The sequence below is a fragment of the Moorena sp. SIO1G6 genome (genome assembly GCF_010672795.1).
In the GTDB taxonomy this organism is placed as follows: domain Bacteria; phylum Cyanobacteriota; class Cyanobacteriia; order Cyanobacteriales; family Coleofasciculaceae; genus Moorena; species Moorena producens.
The window spans coordinates 21,281-39,384 of the sequence record NZ_JAAHFZ010000013.1; the positions used below are offsets into that span (position 1 = coordinate 21,281).

At 41.0% G+C, this 18,104-nt stretch carries 5 protein-coding genes; 4 read left to right on the plus strand and 1 reads right to left on the minus strand.

The genetic code is table 11. The annotated features are described in order from the left end of the window. The first annotated feature begins 10 nt into the window (after positions 1 to 10). Genes F6K63_RS14490 through F6K63_RS14505 form a run of 4 tightly spaced genes read left to right on the plus strand, consistent with a single transcriptional unit; the run spans position 11 to position 16,588 of the window. Positions 11 to 3,250: a non-ribosomal peptide synthetase gene (locus F6K63_RS14490; protein ID WP_287312489.1), complete on the plus strand. Its 3,240-nt coding sequence runs from the start codon at positions 11 to 13 to the stop codon at positions 3,248 to 3,250. Continuing rightward, positions 3,247 to 7,764, plus strand: coding sequence for a non-ribosomal peptide synthetase (locus tag F6K63_RS14495; RefSeq protein WP_287312490.1), 4,518 nt, complete (start codon positions 3,247 to 3,249; stop codon positions 7,762 to 7,764). Before F6K63_RS14490 ends, F6K63_RS14495 begins: the two co-directional genes overlap by 4 nt. Continuing rightward, the gene (locus F6K63_RS14500; RefSeq protein WP_287312492.1) at positions 7,764 to 12,374 is read left to right on the plus strand and encodes a non-ribosomal peptide synthetase; all 4,611 of its coding nucleotides are present in this window, start codon (positions 7,764 to 7,766) and stop codon (positions 12,372 to 12,374) included. The genes F6K63_RS14495 and F6K63_RS14500 overlap by 1 nt, the downstream gene beginning before the upstream one ends. Continuing rightward, the gene (locus F6K63_RS14505; protein WP_287312493.1) at positions 12,371 to 16,588 is read left to right on the plus strand and encodes a non-ribosomal peptide synthetase; all 4,218 of its coding nucleotides are present in this window, start codon (positions 12,371 to 12,373) and stop codon (positions 16,586 to 16,588) included. Before F6K63_RS14500 ends, F6K63_RS14505 begins: the two co-directional genes overlap by 4 nt. 140 nt (positions 16,589 to 16,728) lie before the next feature. Here F6K63_RS14505 and F6K63_RS14510 read toward each other — a convergent pair whose 3' ends face one another. After that, complete coding sequence (locus tag F6K63_RS14510; RefSeq protein ID WP_287312494.1) at positions 16,729 to 18,102, minus strand: RNA-guided endonuclease InsQ/TnpB family protein; 1,374 nt, start codon at positions 18,100 to 18,102, stop codon at positions 16,729 to 16,731. Positions 18,103 to 18,104: the final 2 nt, after the last annotated feature.

Here is an 18,104-nt window from a genome sequence, read left to right on the forward strand (position 1 = left end):
AAGATTAGCAATGGTAGGATCACAAAAATATCAAAAAAAAAATAATATTGAGTCGATCTATCCCCTTTCTCCTATGCAAGAAGGGCTCCTGTTTCACACCCTTTCCGACCCCAATTCCGGTGTTTACTTGGAGCAGATTTTACTAACACTCTCTGGTCAAGTCAATCAAGAGACCTTAAAACAGTCATGGCAACAAGTAGTACAACGACATGGAGTTTTACGTACCATGTTTGTTTGGGAGGGTCGTAAACAACCTTTACAAGTGGTGAGAAAACAGGTAGATTTACCTTGGAGCTATTTAGATTGGCAAGATTTGTCCTCAACAGAGCAACAGCAAAAACTAGAAGAATTTTTGAGGGAAGACCGCGAGAAAGGTTTTCAACTGAATCAAGCACCTCTGATGCGATGTACATTGATTAGGCTAGGAAATCAAACTTGTAAACTGATTTGGAGTGTCCACCATATCCTTGTAGATGGTTGGTGCTCCCCTATAATTGTCAAAGAAGTTCTGAGTTGCTACGAATCTTATAATCAAGGTAAGAGATGCAACCTACCACCTGTACCTCCTTACCAAGATTATATTCTCTGGTTACAACAGCAAAATCAAGAGGCAGCAGAAGAATTTTGGCGACAAAGTTTGCAAGGGTTTACTACTCCCACCCCGTTAGTAGTAGAAAGAAGCCAACAACAGCGACGGCAACATTCCTCCTCTTATCAAGAAGAGCAAATCAATTTAGGACAGACAACAACTAAAGCTCTCCAATTCTTAGTTAGAGAGCACCGTCTGACTATGGCTACTTTACTTAAAGCAGCTTGGGCTTTGCTACTAAGTCGCTATAGTGGGGAATCAGAGGTACTCTTTGGGGTAGGGGTATCTGGTCGTCCAGGTAATTTGTTGGGAGTAGAAAAGATGGTGGGGCTGTTTATGAATACCTTACCATTGCGGGTGCAAGTTTCCTCACAAGTCCAGTTAATTCCTTGGTTACAGCAGTTAAACCAAAAACAGTTGCAGTTACAGGAATATTCCTACAGCCACTTAGTTGAGATTCAACGGCTAAGTGAAATACCAGCAGGAATACCTTTATTTCAAAGCATTTTGGTTTTTGAAAACTATCCTGGTATTTCTTGGGAGCAGTGGGATAGCAATCTAAAGATAGCAAAGATAGATAGTTTTAGTCAAACTAACTATCCCCTGAGCGTCATAACAGGAGTAATAAATGAAGATTTATTATTGAATATTAGCTATGATACAAGTTATTTTGAAGCAGATCCTATTGCTAGGATGTTGGGACATCTACAAACTTTGCTAGAAGCAATGGTGGTAAAACCAAATATTAAGTTAGGGCAACTACCTTTAATTAAAGAGGCAGAGCGAGACCAAATACTGGTGGAGTGGAACAATACCAAAACAGATTACCCAAAAGACAAATGTATCCATCAGTTATTTGAGGAACAGGTCGAAAAAAAACCAGATGCAATAGCAGTAGTATTTGAACAACAAAAGCTGACCTATTCCCAATTAAATAACAAAGCCAATCAACTAGCCCATTACTTGCAAAAATTGGGAGTAGTTCCAGAAACCCTAGTGGGAATATGTGTAGAGCGTTCAGGAGAGATGGTAGTAGGTTTATTAGCCATACTTAAAGCAGGAGGAGCTTATGTACCATTAGACCCGAATTATCCAACTTCGCGTCTCAATTACATGGTAGAAGATGCACAACTATCCATCATCTTGACTCAAGAAAAATGGCAACATCATCTATCGGACACAAAAGCATCTGTGATTTGTTTGGATACAGACTCCGAAATTATTAATCAACAGAGTCAGCAAATGCCCGAAAATCAGGTAACAGCTAATCAGTTAGCTTACGTTATCTATACTTCGGGTTCGACGGGTCAACCAAAAGGAGTAACTATTCCTCATCAAGGATTGTTAAATTTAGTATTCTGGCATCAACGAACTTTTGAAGTCAAATCATCAGACAGAGTCTCGCAAATAGCAGGAGTAGCTTTTGATGCCTCGGTTGAGGAAATTTGGCCTTGTCTAAGTGCAGGAGCTTGCTTACACTTAGTTAACTCAGAAACTATCCTATCTCCAGAAGCGCTGAGAGATTGGTTAGTCTCAAAGAAAATAACGATTAGTTTTGTGCCTACACCTCTATTAGAAAACTTGTGTTCCTTAGAATGGCCTCTAGAAGCAGAATTGAGAATTGTATTTACAGGAGGAGACAAGCTGCGCCAGTATCCATCAGCAACCTTACCATTCCGTGTGTTTAATATTTATGGTCCGACAGAGAATACAGTTGCGACTACATCTGGGTTAGTAGTTTCAGGTCAAGGAGGTAGTATTACACCACCCATCGGTAAGCCAATATCCAATACCAAAGTATATATTTTGGATAGAAATTTGCAACCAGTGCCCATAGGAGTAGCAGGAGAACTACACATTGGAGGAGATGGTTTAGCAATAGGCTACCACAACCGCCCCGAACTCACAGCCGAGAAATTTATAGTCAACCCCTTTGACAAGTCACAAGCCACAAGATTATATAAAACTGGAGACTTAGGACGTTATCTACCAGATGGCAACATCGAATTTATAGGTCGAATTGACCATCAGGTAAAAATTAGAGGATATCGTATTGAAACCGGAGAAATAGAAGCTACCCTAACTCAACATAATACAGTCAAAGAAACAGTAGTATTAGCAACAGAAGATAACTCTGGCAATAAAAGTATAGTAGCTTATATAGTGCTAGAAAGTGAAACTCCAGAAGTATCAGAGACAGAACAAATAGATAAAGTGAAACAGTATCTGAAAGGGCAGTTGCCGGAATATATGATACCTAGTAGGTTTATACCGTTATCACAGCTGCCTCTGACTCCCAATGGCAAGGTAGACCGCAAGGCTTTACCAGCACCAGATTTAGCTATTAGTGCGTCAACAGAGTTTGTGGCTCCTGAGACGGAGACACAGAAGGTATTAGCAGAAATTTGGGCAGAAGTGTTGGGTATAGAACAGGTGGGAATACACGATAACTTCTTTGATTTGGGTGGCCATTCTTTGAAGGCAACTCAAGTTGTGTCTCGCTGCCGTCAGGCTTTTGGGAATGAACTGACTTTACAGCGTTTATTGGAGTCACCAACTATTGCTGGCATAGCTAAAAATATTGAAGTGCTGCGTCAGCTACCCCAAGATAAGACTACGTTAATTTCAGAAACAGAAGAATATGAGAGATTTGTGTTATGAAAACAGTTAATTTTATTTCTTACCTGCAAAATATGGGTGTTAAACTTTGGATAGAGCAAGAGCAACTGGAATGTTATGCTCCCAAGGGAGTAATGACAGCAGAGCTAAAACGGAATCTAGTGGAGCGCAAGACAGAAATTTTAGAGTTTCTTCGAGAAGTACAAATAACTCATAAATCTGTAGCTAGTTCCATTCAATCAATTTCTAGGGAGCAAGTTATCCCATTATCCTATGCACAACAAAGGCTATGGTTTATAGAAAAAATGGCCTTGAGTAGCAACGCCTACAATATGCCATTAACCCTACATCTAGTAGGTAAACTAGACTATGTAGCCCTGCAAAAAAGTATCAACCAAATCATTGCTCGCCATGAAACCCTGAGAACCACCTTCAGTGAAATCAATGGCACACCAGTACAAATAATTAAACCCCCCTTTGAATTAGAACTACCCAGAAAAGACCTAAGTGGATTAACACCATCAGAAGCTACCACCAAACTACAACAACTACTCCAACAAGAAAATGAACTTTCATTCAATCTAGAAATAGACCCCCCCATACGGGCTCAGTTGTTTCAATTAGGAACAACAGAACACATACTGCAAATCACATTACATCACATAGCTTCCGATGCCTGGTCAGTGACAGTGTTACCCAAAGAACTCTCAGCTATTTACACTGCTACACTGTTCGAGAAACCATCCCCATTACCAGAGCTACCCATACAATATGCCGACTTTGCAGTGTGGCAAAGGAACTACTTACAAGGTGAAACCCTCGAAAGTCAACTCAACTATTGGAAGCAAAAGCTTCAAAATTTATCTCAGTTACAACTACCCACAGACCACCCTCGATCCCCAGTTCAAACTTTTAATGGAGCAGGTATACCGATAAACATACCAGCAGCACTAACATCAAAAGTTAAACAACTCACCCAAAAGCAGGGAACTACCCTATTTATGACCCTGTTAGCAGTATTCAAAGTATTGTTATCTCGTTACAGTGGTCAAGAAAGTATAGCAGTAGGAACACCCATAGCTAACCGCAACCGCAGTGAAATAGAAGGATTGATAGGTTTCTTTGTCAACTCCCTAGTCATGTACACAGACCTAGGAGGAAACCCAAGTTTCACAGAAGTATTAAACCGAGTCAAACAAACAGCTCTAGAAGCATACTCTCACCAAGATATACCCTTTGAGAAGTTGGTAGAAGAGTTGCAACCAGAGCGGGTACTATCGCAAAACCCGTTATTTCAAGTAGTGTTTGCGGTGCAGCAGGAGGAAATATTCAAACCATCCTTTAGCCTGCCGAATTTAGATGTAGGTTGGTATGAAGGGACAGGAGCTGAGATGACAGTGCGGATGGACTTAGAGTTACATCTGTGGCCAGTAGGAGAAGAAATCAAAGGATTATGTGCTTACAACCGAGACTTGTTCTCAGCCGAAACAATTAGTCCCATGGTGTCACATTATGAAAACTTACTATCAGCAGCAGTAGAGACGACCGAGCGACCCATCAGCCAGTTGCCATTAATGACAGAGGCAGAGTTAGACCAAATACTGGTGGAATGGAACAATACGAAAACAGATTACCCAAATGACAAATGTATCCATCAGTTATTTGAGGAACAAGTAGAGAAAACCCCAGATGCAATAGCAGTAGTATTTGAAGAGCAAAAGCTGACCTATTCTCAATTAAATAGCAAAGCTAATCAACTAGCCCATTATTTGCAAAAATTGGGAGTAGTTCCAGAAACCTTAGTGGGTATCTGTGTAGAGCGTTCAGTAGAAATGATAGTAGGTTTATTAGCCATACTCAAAGCGGGAGGAGCTTATGTGCCATTAGACCCGGCCTATCCCCAAGAACGCCTGGAGTATATGTTCGGTGACTCCCAAGTGTCAGTGTTACTAACTCAACAACAATTATTAGCTCAACTCCCTCAACATCAAGCCAAAGTAGTTTTTTTAGATAGAGATTGGGAAAAAATTGCAACTGAAACACCAGAAAAAGTCAAGAGTGAAGTCAGCCCCCAAAATTTAGCATACATAATTTATACATCAGGTTCCACAGGTAAACCGAAAGGAGTATTGGTAGAACACAAGGGACTGTGTAATCTGGTTACAGTTCAAATTCAAGCGTTTCAAGTCAACTCAAACAGTAGAGTGCTTCAGTTCGCATCATTAAGTTTCGATGCCTCTATCTGGGAAATAGTCATGGCTTTAGGTTCAGGAGCCAGTTTGTATATGGGCAGCCGAGATACCTTAATGCCTGGAGCTGGTCTGAGTCAGTGGTTGCAGTCGAAAAAAATCACCCATATCACCATACCCCCCTCAGCTCTGGCAGTGATGCCCAAAGAGGAATTACCTGATTTAAAGACCATAGTGGTAGCAGGAGAAGCTTGCCCACCAGAGCTAATATCCCAGTGGTCTGTGGGGCGACAATTTGTTAACGCCTACGGACCATCAGAATCAACAGTCTGTGCCACCATGGCCGAATGCTCACCAGAGTGTTCTGTGCCAGCTATAGGTAGGCCGATCAGCAATACTCAAATCTACATCCTAGACAGGAATTTACAACCAGTTCCCATAGGAGTAGCTGGTGAAATTTATATAGGTGGTGTTAGTTTAGCTCGTGGCTATCTTAACCAACCTCAATTAACACAGGAAAAATTTATTTCCCATCCTTTGAGGAATTTAACCGAGGAGAGGCTGTACAAAACAGGAGATTTAGCTCGTTACTTACCGGATGGAAATATTGAGTTTATTGGTCGCATAGATAATCAGGTGAAGATACGAGGTTTCCGAATTGAACCTGGAGAAATTGAATCAGTTCTCAGGAGGCATCCCCAAGTCCAACAAGCTGTAGTAATCGACAGGGAAGATACTCCAGGGAACAAGCGGTTGGTAGCATATTTTGTTCCCGAACCAGAATTGGAACAAAATATCCAGAAGATGAAAGGCATAGAACTTTGGCCATCAATAGCAGAATACTATGTTTATGATGAGTTATTGTACTATGCGATGACTAATGACCATCGTCGAAACCAAAGTTATCAAGTGGCAATTAATCAACTTGTTAAAGATCGAGTAGTGGTAGAAATTGGTACAGGTAAGGATGCTATTTTGGCGAGATTTTGTGCCCAAGCAGGAGCTAATAAAATCTATGCTATTGAGAGAGATCGAGAAACCAGTCAGTTAGCTAAAGCTTGCGTGGATAAGTTGGGATTATCGGCACAGATTGAAATCATACATGGAGATGCGATGACGGTTAACCTACCAGAGTTAGCGGATGTATGTGTTTCGGAAATTGTGGGAGCAATAGGTGGTTCTGAAGGAGCAGCAGTAATTATTAATAATGCCAGAAGGTTTTTGAAGCCAGACGGTGCGATGATTCCCGAAAGAAGTGTGACTAAGATTGCAGCAGTAACTCTTCCAAAAGCATTACTCAATCAACCCAGATTCACAAAGGTTTCTGGTTATTATACCCAGAAAATTTTTGAACAGGTTGGGTATCCTTTTGATTTACGGGTTTGTATTAAAGGATTTCCTCAAGCAAATTTACTTTCCAATCGAGAAATATTTGAGGATTTAGACTTTACTAAATCTTTAGATACAGATTTGACTCATCAAATTCAGTTAAAGATAGAAAAATCAGGCAGATTAGATGGTTTTATGGTCTGGTTAAATTTGCATACTATTGAGAGTGAGTGTATAGATATTATCGAACATGAGCATTCTTGGTTACCAGTTTATTTTCCAGTGTTTGAGCCTGGTATTGATGTGAGTGAAGGAGATGTGATAGAAGCTGTTTGTAGCCGAAAGCTTGGCGATAATAATTTGAATCCAGATTATGCTATCCAAGGACGTATTATCAGGCAACAAGGAGAATATATTGATTTTGAACACATTTCTTATCACTGGAAACAACAGTTTAAGCAAACTCCTTTTTATCAAAGGTTATTTGCGGAAACAGAAACAGTTAGCCCTTATGACTTACAACTATTGAATCAAGAATCGGTTGTAACAGGTAATGGGAATAATCCCTTGAGTTCGTATCTAGGGAAGCAACTGATAGCACAGTTGAGAGAGTATCTGGAGTCGCAGTTGCCAGAGTATATGCTGCCATCAGGGTTGATGATGTTATCACAACTGCCACTGACTCCCAATGGTAAGATAGACCGTAAGGCTTTGCCTGCACTGGATGCAAGTAGTGTGTCAACAGAGTATGTAGCTCCTGAAACAGAGACACAGAAGGTATTAGCAGAGATTTGGAAAGAAGTGTTGGGAATAGAAAAGGTAGGGATACATGATAACTTCTTTGAATTGGGTGGCCATTCTCTGCTGGCAACTCAGGTTGTGTCTCGGGTGCAAAATACTGTTCAAGTGGAGTTACCTATCAGTAGGTTATTTGAAAATCCTACTATCGTTCAACTAGCAGAAGTTTTAGTTGAACAACAATTGCAACAAGTAGACAGTAATATACTTGAACAAATTTTAGCTGAGGTTGATCAATAATGAATGATATAAAAAAACGTTTGGCTAATCTTTCGCCAAAACAACGAGAACAGGTATTGGAAAAGCTCCGACAGCAGCAGTTGCTCCCAACTGCCAAGGAAAGTCAAGCTATTCCAATGATTTCTAGGGAGCAAGTTATCCCATTATCCTATGCACAACAAAGGTTATGGTTTATTGAAAAAATGGCCTTGAGTAGCAACGCCTACAATATGCCATTAATCCTACATCTAGTAGGTAAACTAGACTATGTAGCCCTGCAAAAAAGTATCAACCAAATCATTGCTCGCCATGAAACCCTGAGAACCACCTTCAGTGAAATCAACGGCACAGCAGCACAAATAATTAAACCCCCCTTTGAATTAGAACTACCCATAATTGACCTAAGTGGGTTAACACCATCAGAAGCTACCACCAAATTACAACAACTACTCCAACAAGAAAATGAACTTTCATTCAATCTAGAAGTAGACCCCCCCATACGGGCTCAGTTGTATCAACTAGGAACAACAGAACACATACTGCAAATCACATTACATCACATCGCTTCTGATGGCTGGTCGCTCACAGTATTACCCAAAGAACTCTCGGCTATTTACACTGCCACACTGGAAGACCAACCATCCCCATTACCAGAGCTACCCATACAATATGCCGACTTTGCAGTGTGGCAAAGGAACTACTTACAAGGTGAAACCCTAGAAACCCAACTCAACTATTGGAAGCAAAAGCTCCTTGACTTACCTCAACTACAACTACCCACAGACCATCCCCGACCCGCAGTTGAAACTTTTAATGGAGCAGGTATACCCATAAACATACCAGCAGCACTAACATCAAAAGTTAAACAACTGACCCAAAAGCAGGGAACTACCCTATTTATGACCCTGTTAGCAGTATTCAAAGTATTGCTGTCTCGTTACAGTGGTCAAGAAAGTATAGCAGTAGGAACACCCATAGCTAACCGCAACCGCTCAGAAATAGAAGGGTTGATAGGTTTCTTTGTCAACTCCCTAGTCATGTACACAGACCTGGGAGGAGACCCTAGTTTTACAGAGGTATTAAACAGGGTTAAACAAACAGCTCTAGAAGCTTATAGTCACCAAGACATACCCTTTGAGAAATTGGTAGAAGAGTTGCAACCAGAACGGGCACTATCGCAAAACCCCTTATTTCAGGTGATGTTTGCGGTGCAGCAGTCGGAAATCTTCAAACCATCCTTTAGCTTACCTAACTTAGAAGTAGGTTGGTATGAAGGGGCAGGAGCTGAGATGACAGTGAGGTTTGACTTAGAGTTACATCTATCCCAAGTAGGAGAGGAAATCAAAGGATTCTGTGCCTATAACCAAGACTTGTTTGAAGCCGAAACTATTAGCAGGATGCTGTCACATTATCAAAACTTACTCAAAGCAGCAGTAGAGACAACCGAGCGACCTATTAGTCAGTTGCCATTAATGACACAGAAAGAGCTAGACCAGATACTGGTAGAGTGGAACGATACCATAACAGATTACCCAAAAGACAAATGTATCCATCAGTTATTTGAAGAACAAGTAGAGAAAACCCCAGACGCAATAGCAGTAGTATTTGAGGAGCAAAAGCTAACCTATTCTCAATTAAATAGCAAAGCCAATCAACTAGCCCATTACTTGCAAAAATTGGGAGTAGTTCCAGAAATGCTAGTCGGTATATGTGTAGAGCGTTCAGTAGAGATGGTAGTAGGTTTATTAGCCATACTCAAAGCCGGAGGAGCTTATGTGCCATTAGACCAAAATTATCCAACTTCGCGTCTCAATTACATGATAGAAGATGCACAACTCTCTATACTACTGACTCAACAGAAATGGCAGCATCATCTATCGGAAACCATAGAAACTGTGATTTGTTTGGATACAGATGAAGAAATTATTAATCAACAGAGTCAGCAAATACCCGAAAATCAAGTAACAGCTAATCAGTTAGCTTACGTTATCTATACTTCAGGTTCGACGGGTAAACCAAAAGGAGTAACTATTCCCCATCAAGGATTATTAAATCTAGTGTTCTGGCATCAACGTACTTTTGAAGTCAAATCATCAGACAGAGCGTCTCAAATAGCAGGAGTAGGTTTTGATGCCTCTGTCTGGGAAATCTGGCCTTACCTGAGTGCAGGTGCTGGCTTACATGTAGTAAACTCAGAAACTCGTCTGTCTCCAGAAGCACTCAGAAATTGGCTAATCTCAGAACAAATAACAATTAGTTTTGTGCCCACACCTCTATTGGAGAATTTGTGTTCCTTAGAATGGTCAGCAGAAACAGAATTGAGAACTGTACTCACAGGAGGAGACAAACTGCACAATTACCCATCGGCAGCTTTACCATTCTGTGTATTTAATAACTATGGTCCGACAGAGAATACAGTTGTTACAACCTCTGGGTTGGTAGTTTCAGGTCAGGAGGGCAGTATTGCACCACCTATTGGTAAGCCAATATCCAATACCAAAGTATATATTTTGGATAGAAATTTGCAACCAGTCCCCATAGGAGTAGCAGGAGAACTCCACATCGGAGGAGATGGTTTAGCCAGAGGCTACCACAACCGCCCCGAACTCACAGCCTCCAAATTTATTCCCAACCCTTTTGAGGACTCAAAAGTAAACCCACCCCTCCCTAAGAAGTTGGGAAGTCAAAAGTCAAAACTATATAAGACAGGGGATTTGGCTCGCTACTTAGGGGATGGGAACATCGAATTCTTGGGTAGAATAGACCACCAAGTAAAAATCCGAGGTTTCCGCATCGAAACAGGAGAAATAGAAGCAGTTATCAATTCATACCCTCAAGTCAAAGAAACAGTAGTAGTAGCAAGAGAAGACAATCCAGGAGATAAACGTTTAGTAGCATACATAGTACCCGAAACTCAAACTACCACCACCACCAACCCCGAACTATCAGAAACTCAAGTAGACAGTTGGCAAAACATATTCAACCAACAAATCTATAATCAACTCAGTGAAGTAAGTGACCCACTATTCAATAATCAAGGGTGGTTAAGTAACTATGACAACCAAGCCATACCAGTAGAGCAAATGCGCATCTGGGCAGGGGATATTGTTAGCCAAGTATTAGCCCAGAAACCAGAGAGTGTGTGGGAAATAGGTTGTGGCACAGGAATGCTGCTATTTCAAATTGCACCCCAGACACAAAAATATTTAGGCACAGATATCTCCAAGGTCTCATTAGAATACATCAAACAACAAATAGAACAGGAACCAGACAAATATAGTCATGTCTCCTTAGCACAGAAACGAGCTGAAGACATGGCTGATATACCAGATAACAGTTTCGATGTAGTGCTACTGAGTTCAATAGTCCAGTATTTCCCTAGTGTGGAGTATCTGTTGCAAGTAATAGAAAACAGTATCCGGGTAGTCAAACCAGGAGGGATGATTTTCTTAGGGGATATCCGGAGTAGGCCATTAATGAAAGCCTTTCACAGTTCGGTGCAGCTGTATCAAGCAACTCCCTCACTGTCGTGCCAACAACTCAAGCAAAAGATAGACATAAAAATGGAGCAGGAAACCGAGTTGTTAGTGTCACCAGAGTTGTTTGTAGCTCTCAAAGAAAAACATCCAGAAATAACTCATGTACAAATCCGTTTACAGAGGGGAACAGAACACAATGAACTGAACAAATATCGCTATAGCGTGCTGTTGCACATAGAGGCACAACCAGGAAAAGTAATAACACCGACTGTAGAAAGTGGAGCGGCTCTGAGTGTTCAACAGATAGAAACTTATCTGCGAGACAAAGGGCCAGAATCAATTTGCTTTAGTGGTTTAGTCAATGGCAGAGTAGCTAATGATGTAGAGTTGGTAGAGTTGCTATCACAGCCAGAATCAAAACAGAATGTGCAGCAGTTGAGGCAGTTTTTAGAGTCAAAGGAAACCAAGAGCATTGACCCAGAGAGGTTATATGAACTAAGTGCATCTTTAGGGTATAGCTTAGAGTTGTGTTGGTCTGGACAAGGTAGTCCGGAATTGATGGATGGGGTATTTGTGCGCAGTGAGTTAGCCAAAGAAGGGATAGTGTTAACACCCCTAACTCAAAAATCGGTGGTAGCAGCTAACTGGAGTAATTATGGGAATAATCCTTTGAGTTCCCAGTTCAGAAAGGAACTGATACCGCAGTTGAGAGAGTATCTACAGTCGCGGTTGCCAGAGTATATGGTGCCATCGGGGTTGATGGTGTTGTCGCAACTGCCTCTGACTCCTAACGGTAAGGTAGACCGTAAGGCATTGCCTGTACCGGATGTGGCTAGTAGTGTGTCAACGGAGTATGTAGCTCCCCAGACGGAGACACAGAAGGCATTAGCAGAGATTTGGCAAGAAGTGTTGGGAATAGAAAAGGTGGGAATACACGATAACTTCTTTGAATTGGGGGGGCATTCTTTGCTAGCTACTCAAGTTGTGTCTAGGATACAACAAGCTTTTGAGAAGGAAGTGACTTTGCAGGATTTATTTGAGTCCCCTACTATTGCTGACATTGCCCAGAACCTTGAAGTGCTGCATCAAGTTGCTCAAAATCAGACTTCATTAATTTCTGAAACAAAAGAACATGAGGCATTTTTATTATGAAAACATTTGAATTTGTATCATACCTGCAAAATCTAGGGGTCAAACTTTGGATAGATAAAGGGCAATTAGGTTGTCATGCTCCGAAGGGAGTAATCACACCAGAAATGAGACAAGATATGGTTGAGCGCAAAACAGAAATCATAGAGTTTCTGCGGAAAGCTCACACAACTCAAGAATCATTAGCAACGACTATTAAACAAATTCCTAGGGATGGTAAGTTGCTCTTATCTTTTGCTCAGGAAAGGTTATGGTTTCTCAAGCAGCTATTTCCTGATAACTCTTCCTATAATCAGCCAATTGCCTTAAACCTGAAGGGGCCTTTAAACGTTGTAGCTTTGGAGCAAAGCCTGAAAGAAATCATCCAACGCCATGAAACTTTAAGAACTAGTTTCCCCGAAATAAATGGACAACCCGTACAGATAGTTGATCCTGTAATGGAACTGCCACTGACTGTGGTAGATTTGCAAAGTGGTGACTCGACTTACCAGCAGTCAGAAAAGGTTAAAAAATTAGTCAGACAGGAAGCTATGGCAACTTTTGACATAGCTAACAGTCCAGTGCTACGAGTTACTTTGTTGCAACTAGAGTCAGAACATCATGTGTTGCTGATAAACATGCATCATATTATCTCTGATGGTTGGTCTTTGGGAATTTTAGTTAGAGAGTTATCAACTCTGTATGAGGCTTTTGCTCAAGGAAAGCCATCGGCTTTACCAGAGTTGCCCATCCAATACGCGGACTTTGCTAGCTGGCAACGAGAATGGTTGACAGGAGAAGTCCTTGAGAAACAACTGAATTACTGGAAAAAACAGTTGTCTGGAATTTCCCCTATTCTGGATATTCCTACCGACTACCCTCGTCCTACTGAACCTACTTTTAAAGGTGGGATGGAGTATTTTCAGCTTGACTCCAATTTAACTCAAAAACTGAGACAGTTAAGCCAAGAGTCAGGAAGCACATTATTTATGACTCTGCTGACTGCATTTTTTGTTTTACTATCGCGCTACAGTGGTCAGTCCGATCTAGTAGTGGGTTCTCCCATTGCCAACCGCAATCGAAGGGAAATAGAACCATTAATTGGTATGTTTGTTAATACCCTTGTTTTGCGGGCTAACTTGTCAGATAACCCTACCTTCAGAAAATTATTAGAACGAGTACGAAAAACTACGTTAGACGCTTACAATTACCAAGATTTACCCTTTGAAAAGCTACTGGAGGAATTGCAAACGGAACGAAACTTAAGTCATAACGCTTTAGTACAGGTGATGTTTGCTCTCCAGAATAACAAAATGGAGGCTTGGAATCTACCAGGCTTAAGGGTAAGTGAAATGGAATTTGACTTTGATTTCACTAGATTCGATTTGGAAGTTCACTGTTGGGAAGTTTCATCTGGTATAGAAGCTTATTGTGTTTACAGCACCGATATCTTTGAGCCAGAGACAATAGCTCGAATGATGGGACATTTCCAGAATTTGTTAGAAGCAGTGGTGGCAAATCCCGAACAGAAAGTATTGCAGTTGCCACTAATGAAACCATCAGAGCTACATCAGATATTGGTGGAGTGGAACAACACTAAAACAGATTATCCTAGAGATAAATGTATCCATCAGTTATTTGAAGAGCAAGTAGAGAAAACACCAGATGCAGTAGCAGTGGTCTTTGAACAGCAAAGTTTAACTTACTCCCAATTAAATACTAAAGCCAATCAACTAGCCCATTACTTGCAAAAATTGGGAGTAGCTCCAGAAACGCTAGTGGGAATATGTGTAGAGCGTTCAGTAGAGATGGTAGTAGGATTATTAGCCATACTCAAAGCCGGAGGAGCTTATGTACCATTAGACCCAAATTATCCATCGGAACGTTTAGCTTATATGCTATCTGATGCAGGAGTGTCAGTATTGCTGACTCAGCAGTCATTAGTAGCATCCTTGCCAGAACATCAAGCTGAGGTAGTGTGTTTGGATAATGATTGGGAAACTATTGCTAATCAAGGTATTCAAAATCTTCCCAGTAAGGTAACAGCAGAGAATTTGGCTTATGTAATCTATACTTCTGGGTCTACAGGTAAGCCCAAAGGAGTTGCCATTGAACATCATAGTCCAGTAGCTTTATGCAATTGGGCTAAAAAGATATTTACAATCGAGCAACTTGCTGGTGTATTAGCCTCTACCTCTATCTGTTTTGACTTATCTATTTTTGAAATATTTGCGACATTAAGTTGTGGTTGTCAAGTAATTCTGGCCAAGAATGCCTTAGATTTACCTAATGTTAAAAAGGCATATAAAGTAACTCTAATTAATACAGTTCCTTCGGCAGTTACTGAACTTTTAAGAATCAAGGCTATACCTTCAAATGTAAAAATAATTAACCTAGCTGGTGAAGTGTTTACAAATCAACTGGTACAAAAACTATACCAGCAGGAAAGTGTTCAGGGTGTATACAATCTTTACGGTCCATCAGAAGATACAACATATTCCACATTTACTTTGTTAGAAAAGGGAACTAAGACTGAACCTTCTATTGGTAGTCCTATTCCTAATACTCAAATCTACATTTTAGATAGCAACACTCAACCAGTACCGATAGGAGTACCAGGAGAACTACACATAGGCGGAGATGGATTAGCTAGAGGCTACCTCAACCGTCCAGAATTAACGGCAGAAAAATTTATCGCTAACCCCTTTGACCATAACTCAAAATTATATAAAACAGGAGATTTAGCTCGCTACTTACCAGATGGCAATATCGAATTTATCGGTCGGATAGACCATCAAGTAAAAATCAGAGGTTTCCGCATTGAGTTGGGAGAAATCGAAGCCATACTCAGTAGCCATCCCCAGGTTGCACAAGTGGTAGTGGTGGCGCGGGAAGACAACCCAGGTAATAAACGGCTGGTAGCTTACATAGTCAGTGAAGAAAACCCCCTCAGTAAAAGTGAGTTACATCAGTTTGTGCAACAGAAATTGCCAGACTACATGGTGCCATCAGCTTTTGTCATTTTAGAAGCTTTACCTTTAACCCCCAATGGCAAGGTCGATCGCAAGGCTTTACCTGCACCAGAAGCGAAGTTGGAAGGAGATTTTATCCTACCTCGCGATCCTGTAGAACGTCAACTCGCCCAAATTTGGTCAGAAGTTCTGAATGTGTATCCCATCGGGGTTCAAGACAACTTCTTTGACCTTGGTGGTCATTCCCTGATCGCTGTTCGTCTCATGTCTCAGATTGAGAAGCAATTTGGTAAAAATCTCCCCCTAGCTACTATCTTCAAAGGTCAGACAATTGAACAACTTGCAAGTATTCTCCAGGAGTCAACAGATTCTATTTCTTGGTCTGCCCTCGTTCCCATTAAACCTAATGGTAATAAGCGACCTTTCTTCTTAGTACCTGGAGGTGGAGGGAATGTTGTTTATTATTCTTACTTAGCTCGCTATATAAGTTCAGAACAACCCTTCTATGGTTTGCAAGCTATTGGTCTTGATGGAGAATCAGAGCCTTATACCCGAGTTGAGGACATAGCTGCTCATAATATCCAAGAAATACAATCAGTTCAGCCTCAGGGACCCTATCTACTGGGTGGTCATTCTTTTGGTGGAAAGGTCGCTCTGGAAATGGCTCTACAATTACAAAAACAGGGACAGGAAGTTGCTTTACTAGCAATCCTAGATACTACTGCACCAGAGCCTGGAAATAAGATGACAAGTCTAGGCTGGAATGATGCGATGTGGATGGTTGCCATTAGTAAGTTGCTAGGATATCTATTCGATAAAGAGCTAGAGGTATCCTACGAAGCACTTGAAAAGCTAACTCCAGATGATCAATTAAGCTACCTCTACAAACAGTTGCAACAAATCAATTTTTACCCGCCCGGAGCAGGGATTAAGCAACTTCGTGGTTTTTTGAGAGTTATGAAGACAAATAACCTTTGTTCTTATTTTCCAGAGGAGGTTTACCCTACTCCAATTACTTTATTTCGGTCTATTAACCCACAGCCAGACAATCTTAAGCCAGAAAATATAAAAAAAGAGGTATATGAATCTCTTCGTCCTCAAAACATGAGTCTTCCGGACTTCGGGTGGAGTCCATTTTCTTCTAAACCAGTGGAGATTTATGATGTTCCAGGCGACCATATCTCAATGGTGACAGAACCTCATGTTCAGGTTTTCGCTCAAAAGCTGATGGCCTGCATTGAAAAAGCACAAGTGAAAGACAAATAATCCTGGGGGGGGGTGACATGCAAGCTAAAATCATTACTGGGTAATAAGTTCAGCCCATCAGTTACTTAGGGCTTGCTGAAAAAGTATTTGGGTAGGGTTGACATCTCCCCCACTTAAAAGAGGGGGATTCTATAAGGATGTTACGAAGGAGGGTAAACCCGTCCTTCTTCACTTTTATATCGATATGATTTAGACATGGAATTGAATAAATCGTATCGATGTGGAAGTGTCAAAGCTTCCCTAGCCACCTTGGTCATGTCAAAGGACTGTGTGGTTACTTTTCGTAGGATATTGGCAGCGCCGTTAGTATCGGCGTTGATCAAATTTCCTGAGGCTGTTCTATACAATCCACGCCTAACTCTTTTTCCGGAAGGGTTCCATCCTGCGGGTTTTTCACCATATTTCGGCAAGGAATCTCCATCCAAGAAAGACGCTTTACTCGTATACGACTCCTCAGTCGTTATTAGCTTAATTCCATATTCAGAACAAAGCTGTCTTAGTCTTTCTATCAATCGTTTAGTGGGGATAATTACATTTTTATGATTCCCACTTCTTCCCATGTTGGAGCGTTGTTTTTGTCCTTCATTCCATCCGAAAACAATGTTTCCTATGCCGTCAGCCAAGCAGCGATTTACAATAAATCTAGCTGCCTTGTTTATAGCGTCGCGCATTTGGTTGTTGCGCTTTAATTGAATACGATCAAGATTAGAATCCCAATAAAAATCCGATTTACCAGCTTTGTGTTTAGCGACTAAGCGGGCATGCCCCTGATTCATTGATTTAAGTTTTTTTCCATCAATGATAAAACTTTGACCTAAGGTGGTCACGCAGGTGAGCCAGTTGTCTCCACCATGATCTATACCCAGGGCTTGAGAATAATCCAATTTGCTATTAACAGAAACTGGTTTTTTTCCGTCGTCAATGACCCAGTCAATCCATAGCTGCCCGTAACAGGGGCGGATTGTAACTTCTTTTACCCAATCTGAATCTATAAAATCAGGAAGTTCAAGAGATATCTTGGTTAGTAATTCTGGCTTACTTTCTTTGCTTACAGATGGGTAAAATAAACCTTCTTTGTAAGTCAAGGCTTGTCTTGGAAAAGTAACAGACGCTAGGCCGCCTTTCTTCCTATATCTAGGAAATTTTGGCCTGTCTACACTTCCTTTGTAATAAAGTCCGACTAACTGATTGTAGCTAGCAATTGCTTCCCCTACCGTCTTTAAGGTTTGTTGAGCGGATTGTGCCGCCATTCCTTTGTAATGGGGACTGAGCTTCAAAGCTTTATCTAGTTCTGGATACCTAGTCGCACATTTGTAAGTCTTCCAGCCACATTTAAGTTCATCTTTGCACCAGAAAGTAGTGTAAGCATCCTGGTCTTGTAGCCATTGATAATGTTTTTGCTTGGCGTAATATATGGCGCAATTATACAAGCTATTTGCTTGTTCGCATTGAAAGACCCAAAAAGCCTTTTCTTCGTCTGAAAACGTCGCTCTTACCGGTATTGTTCTGTACAATT

Coding starts and splice junctions, on each gene's coding strand:
- F6K63_RS14490 (WP_287312489.1), top strand. CDS start 11: ATGGTAGGATCACAAAAATATCAAAAAAAAAATAATATTGAGTCGATC.
- F6K63_RS14495 (WP_287312490.1), top strand. CDS start 3,247: ATGAAAACAGTTAATTTTATTTCTTACCTGCAAAATATGGGTGTTAAA.
- F6K63_RS14500 (WP_287312492.1), top strand. CDS start 7,764: ATGAATGATATAAAAAAACGTTTGGCTAATCTTTCGCCAAAACAACGA.
- F6K63_RS14505 (WP_287312493.1), top strand. CDS start 12,371: ATGAAAACATTTGAATTTGTATCATACCTGCAAAATCTAGGGGTCAAA.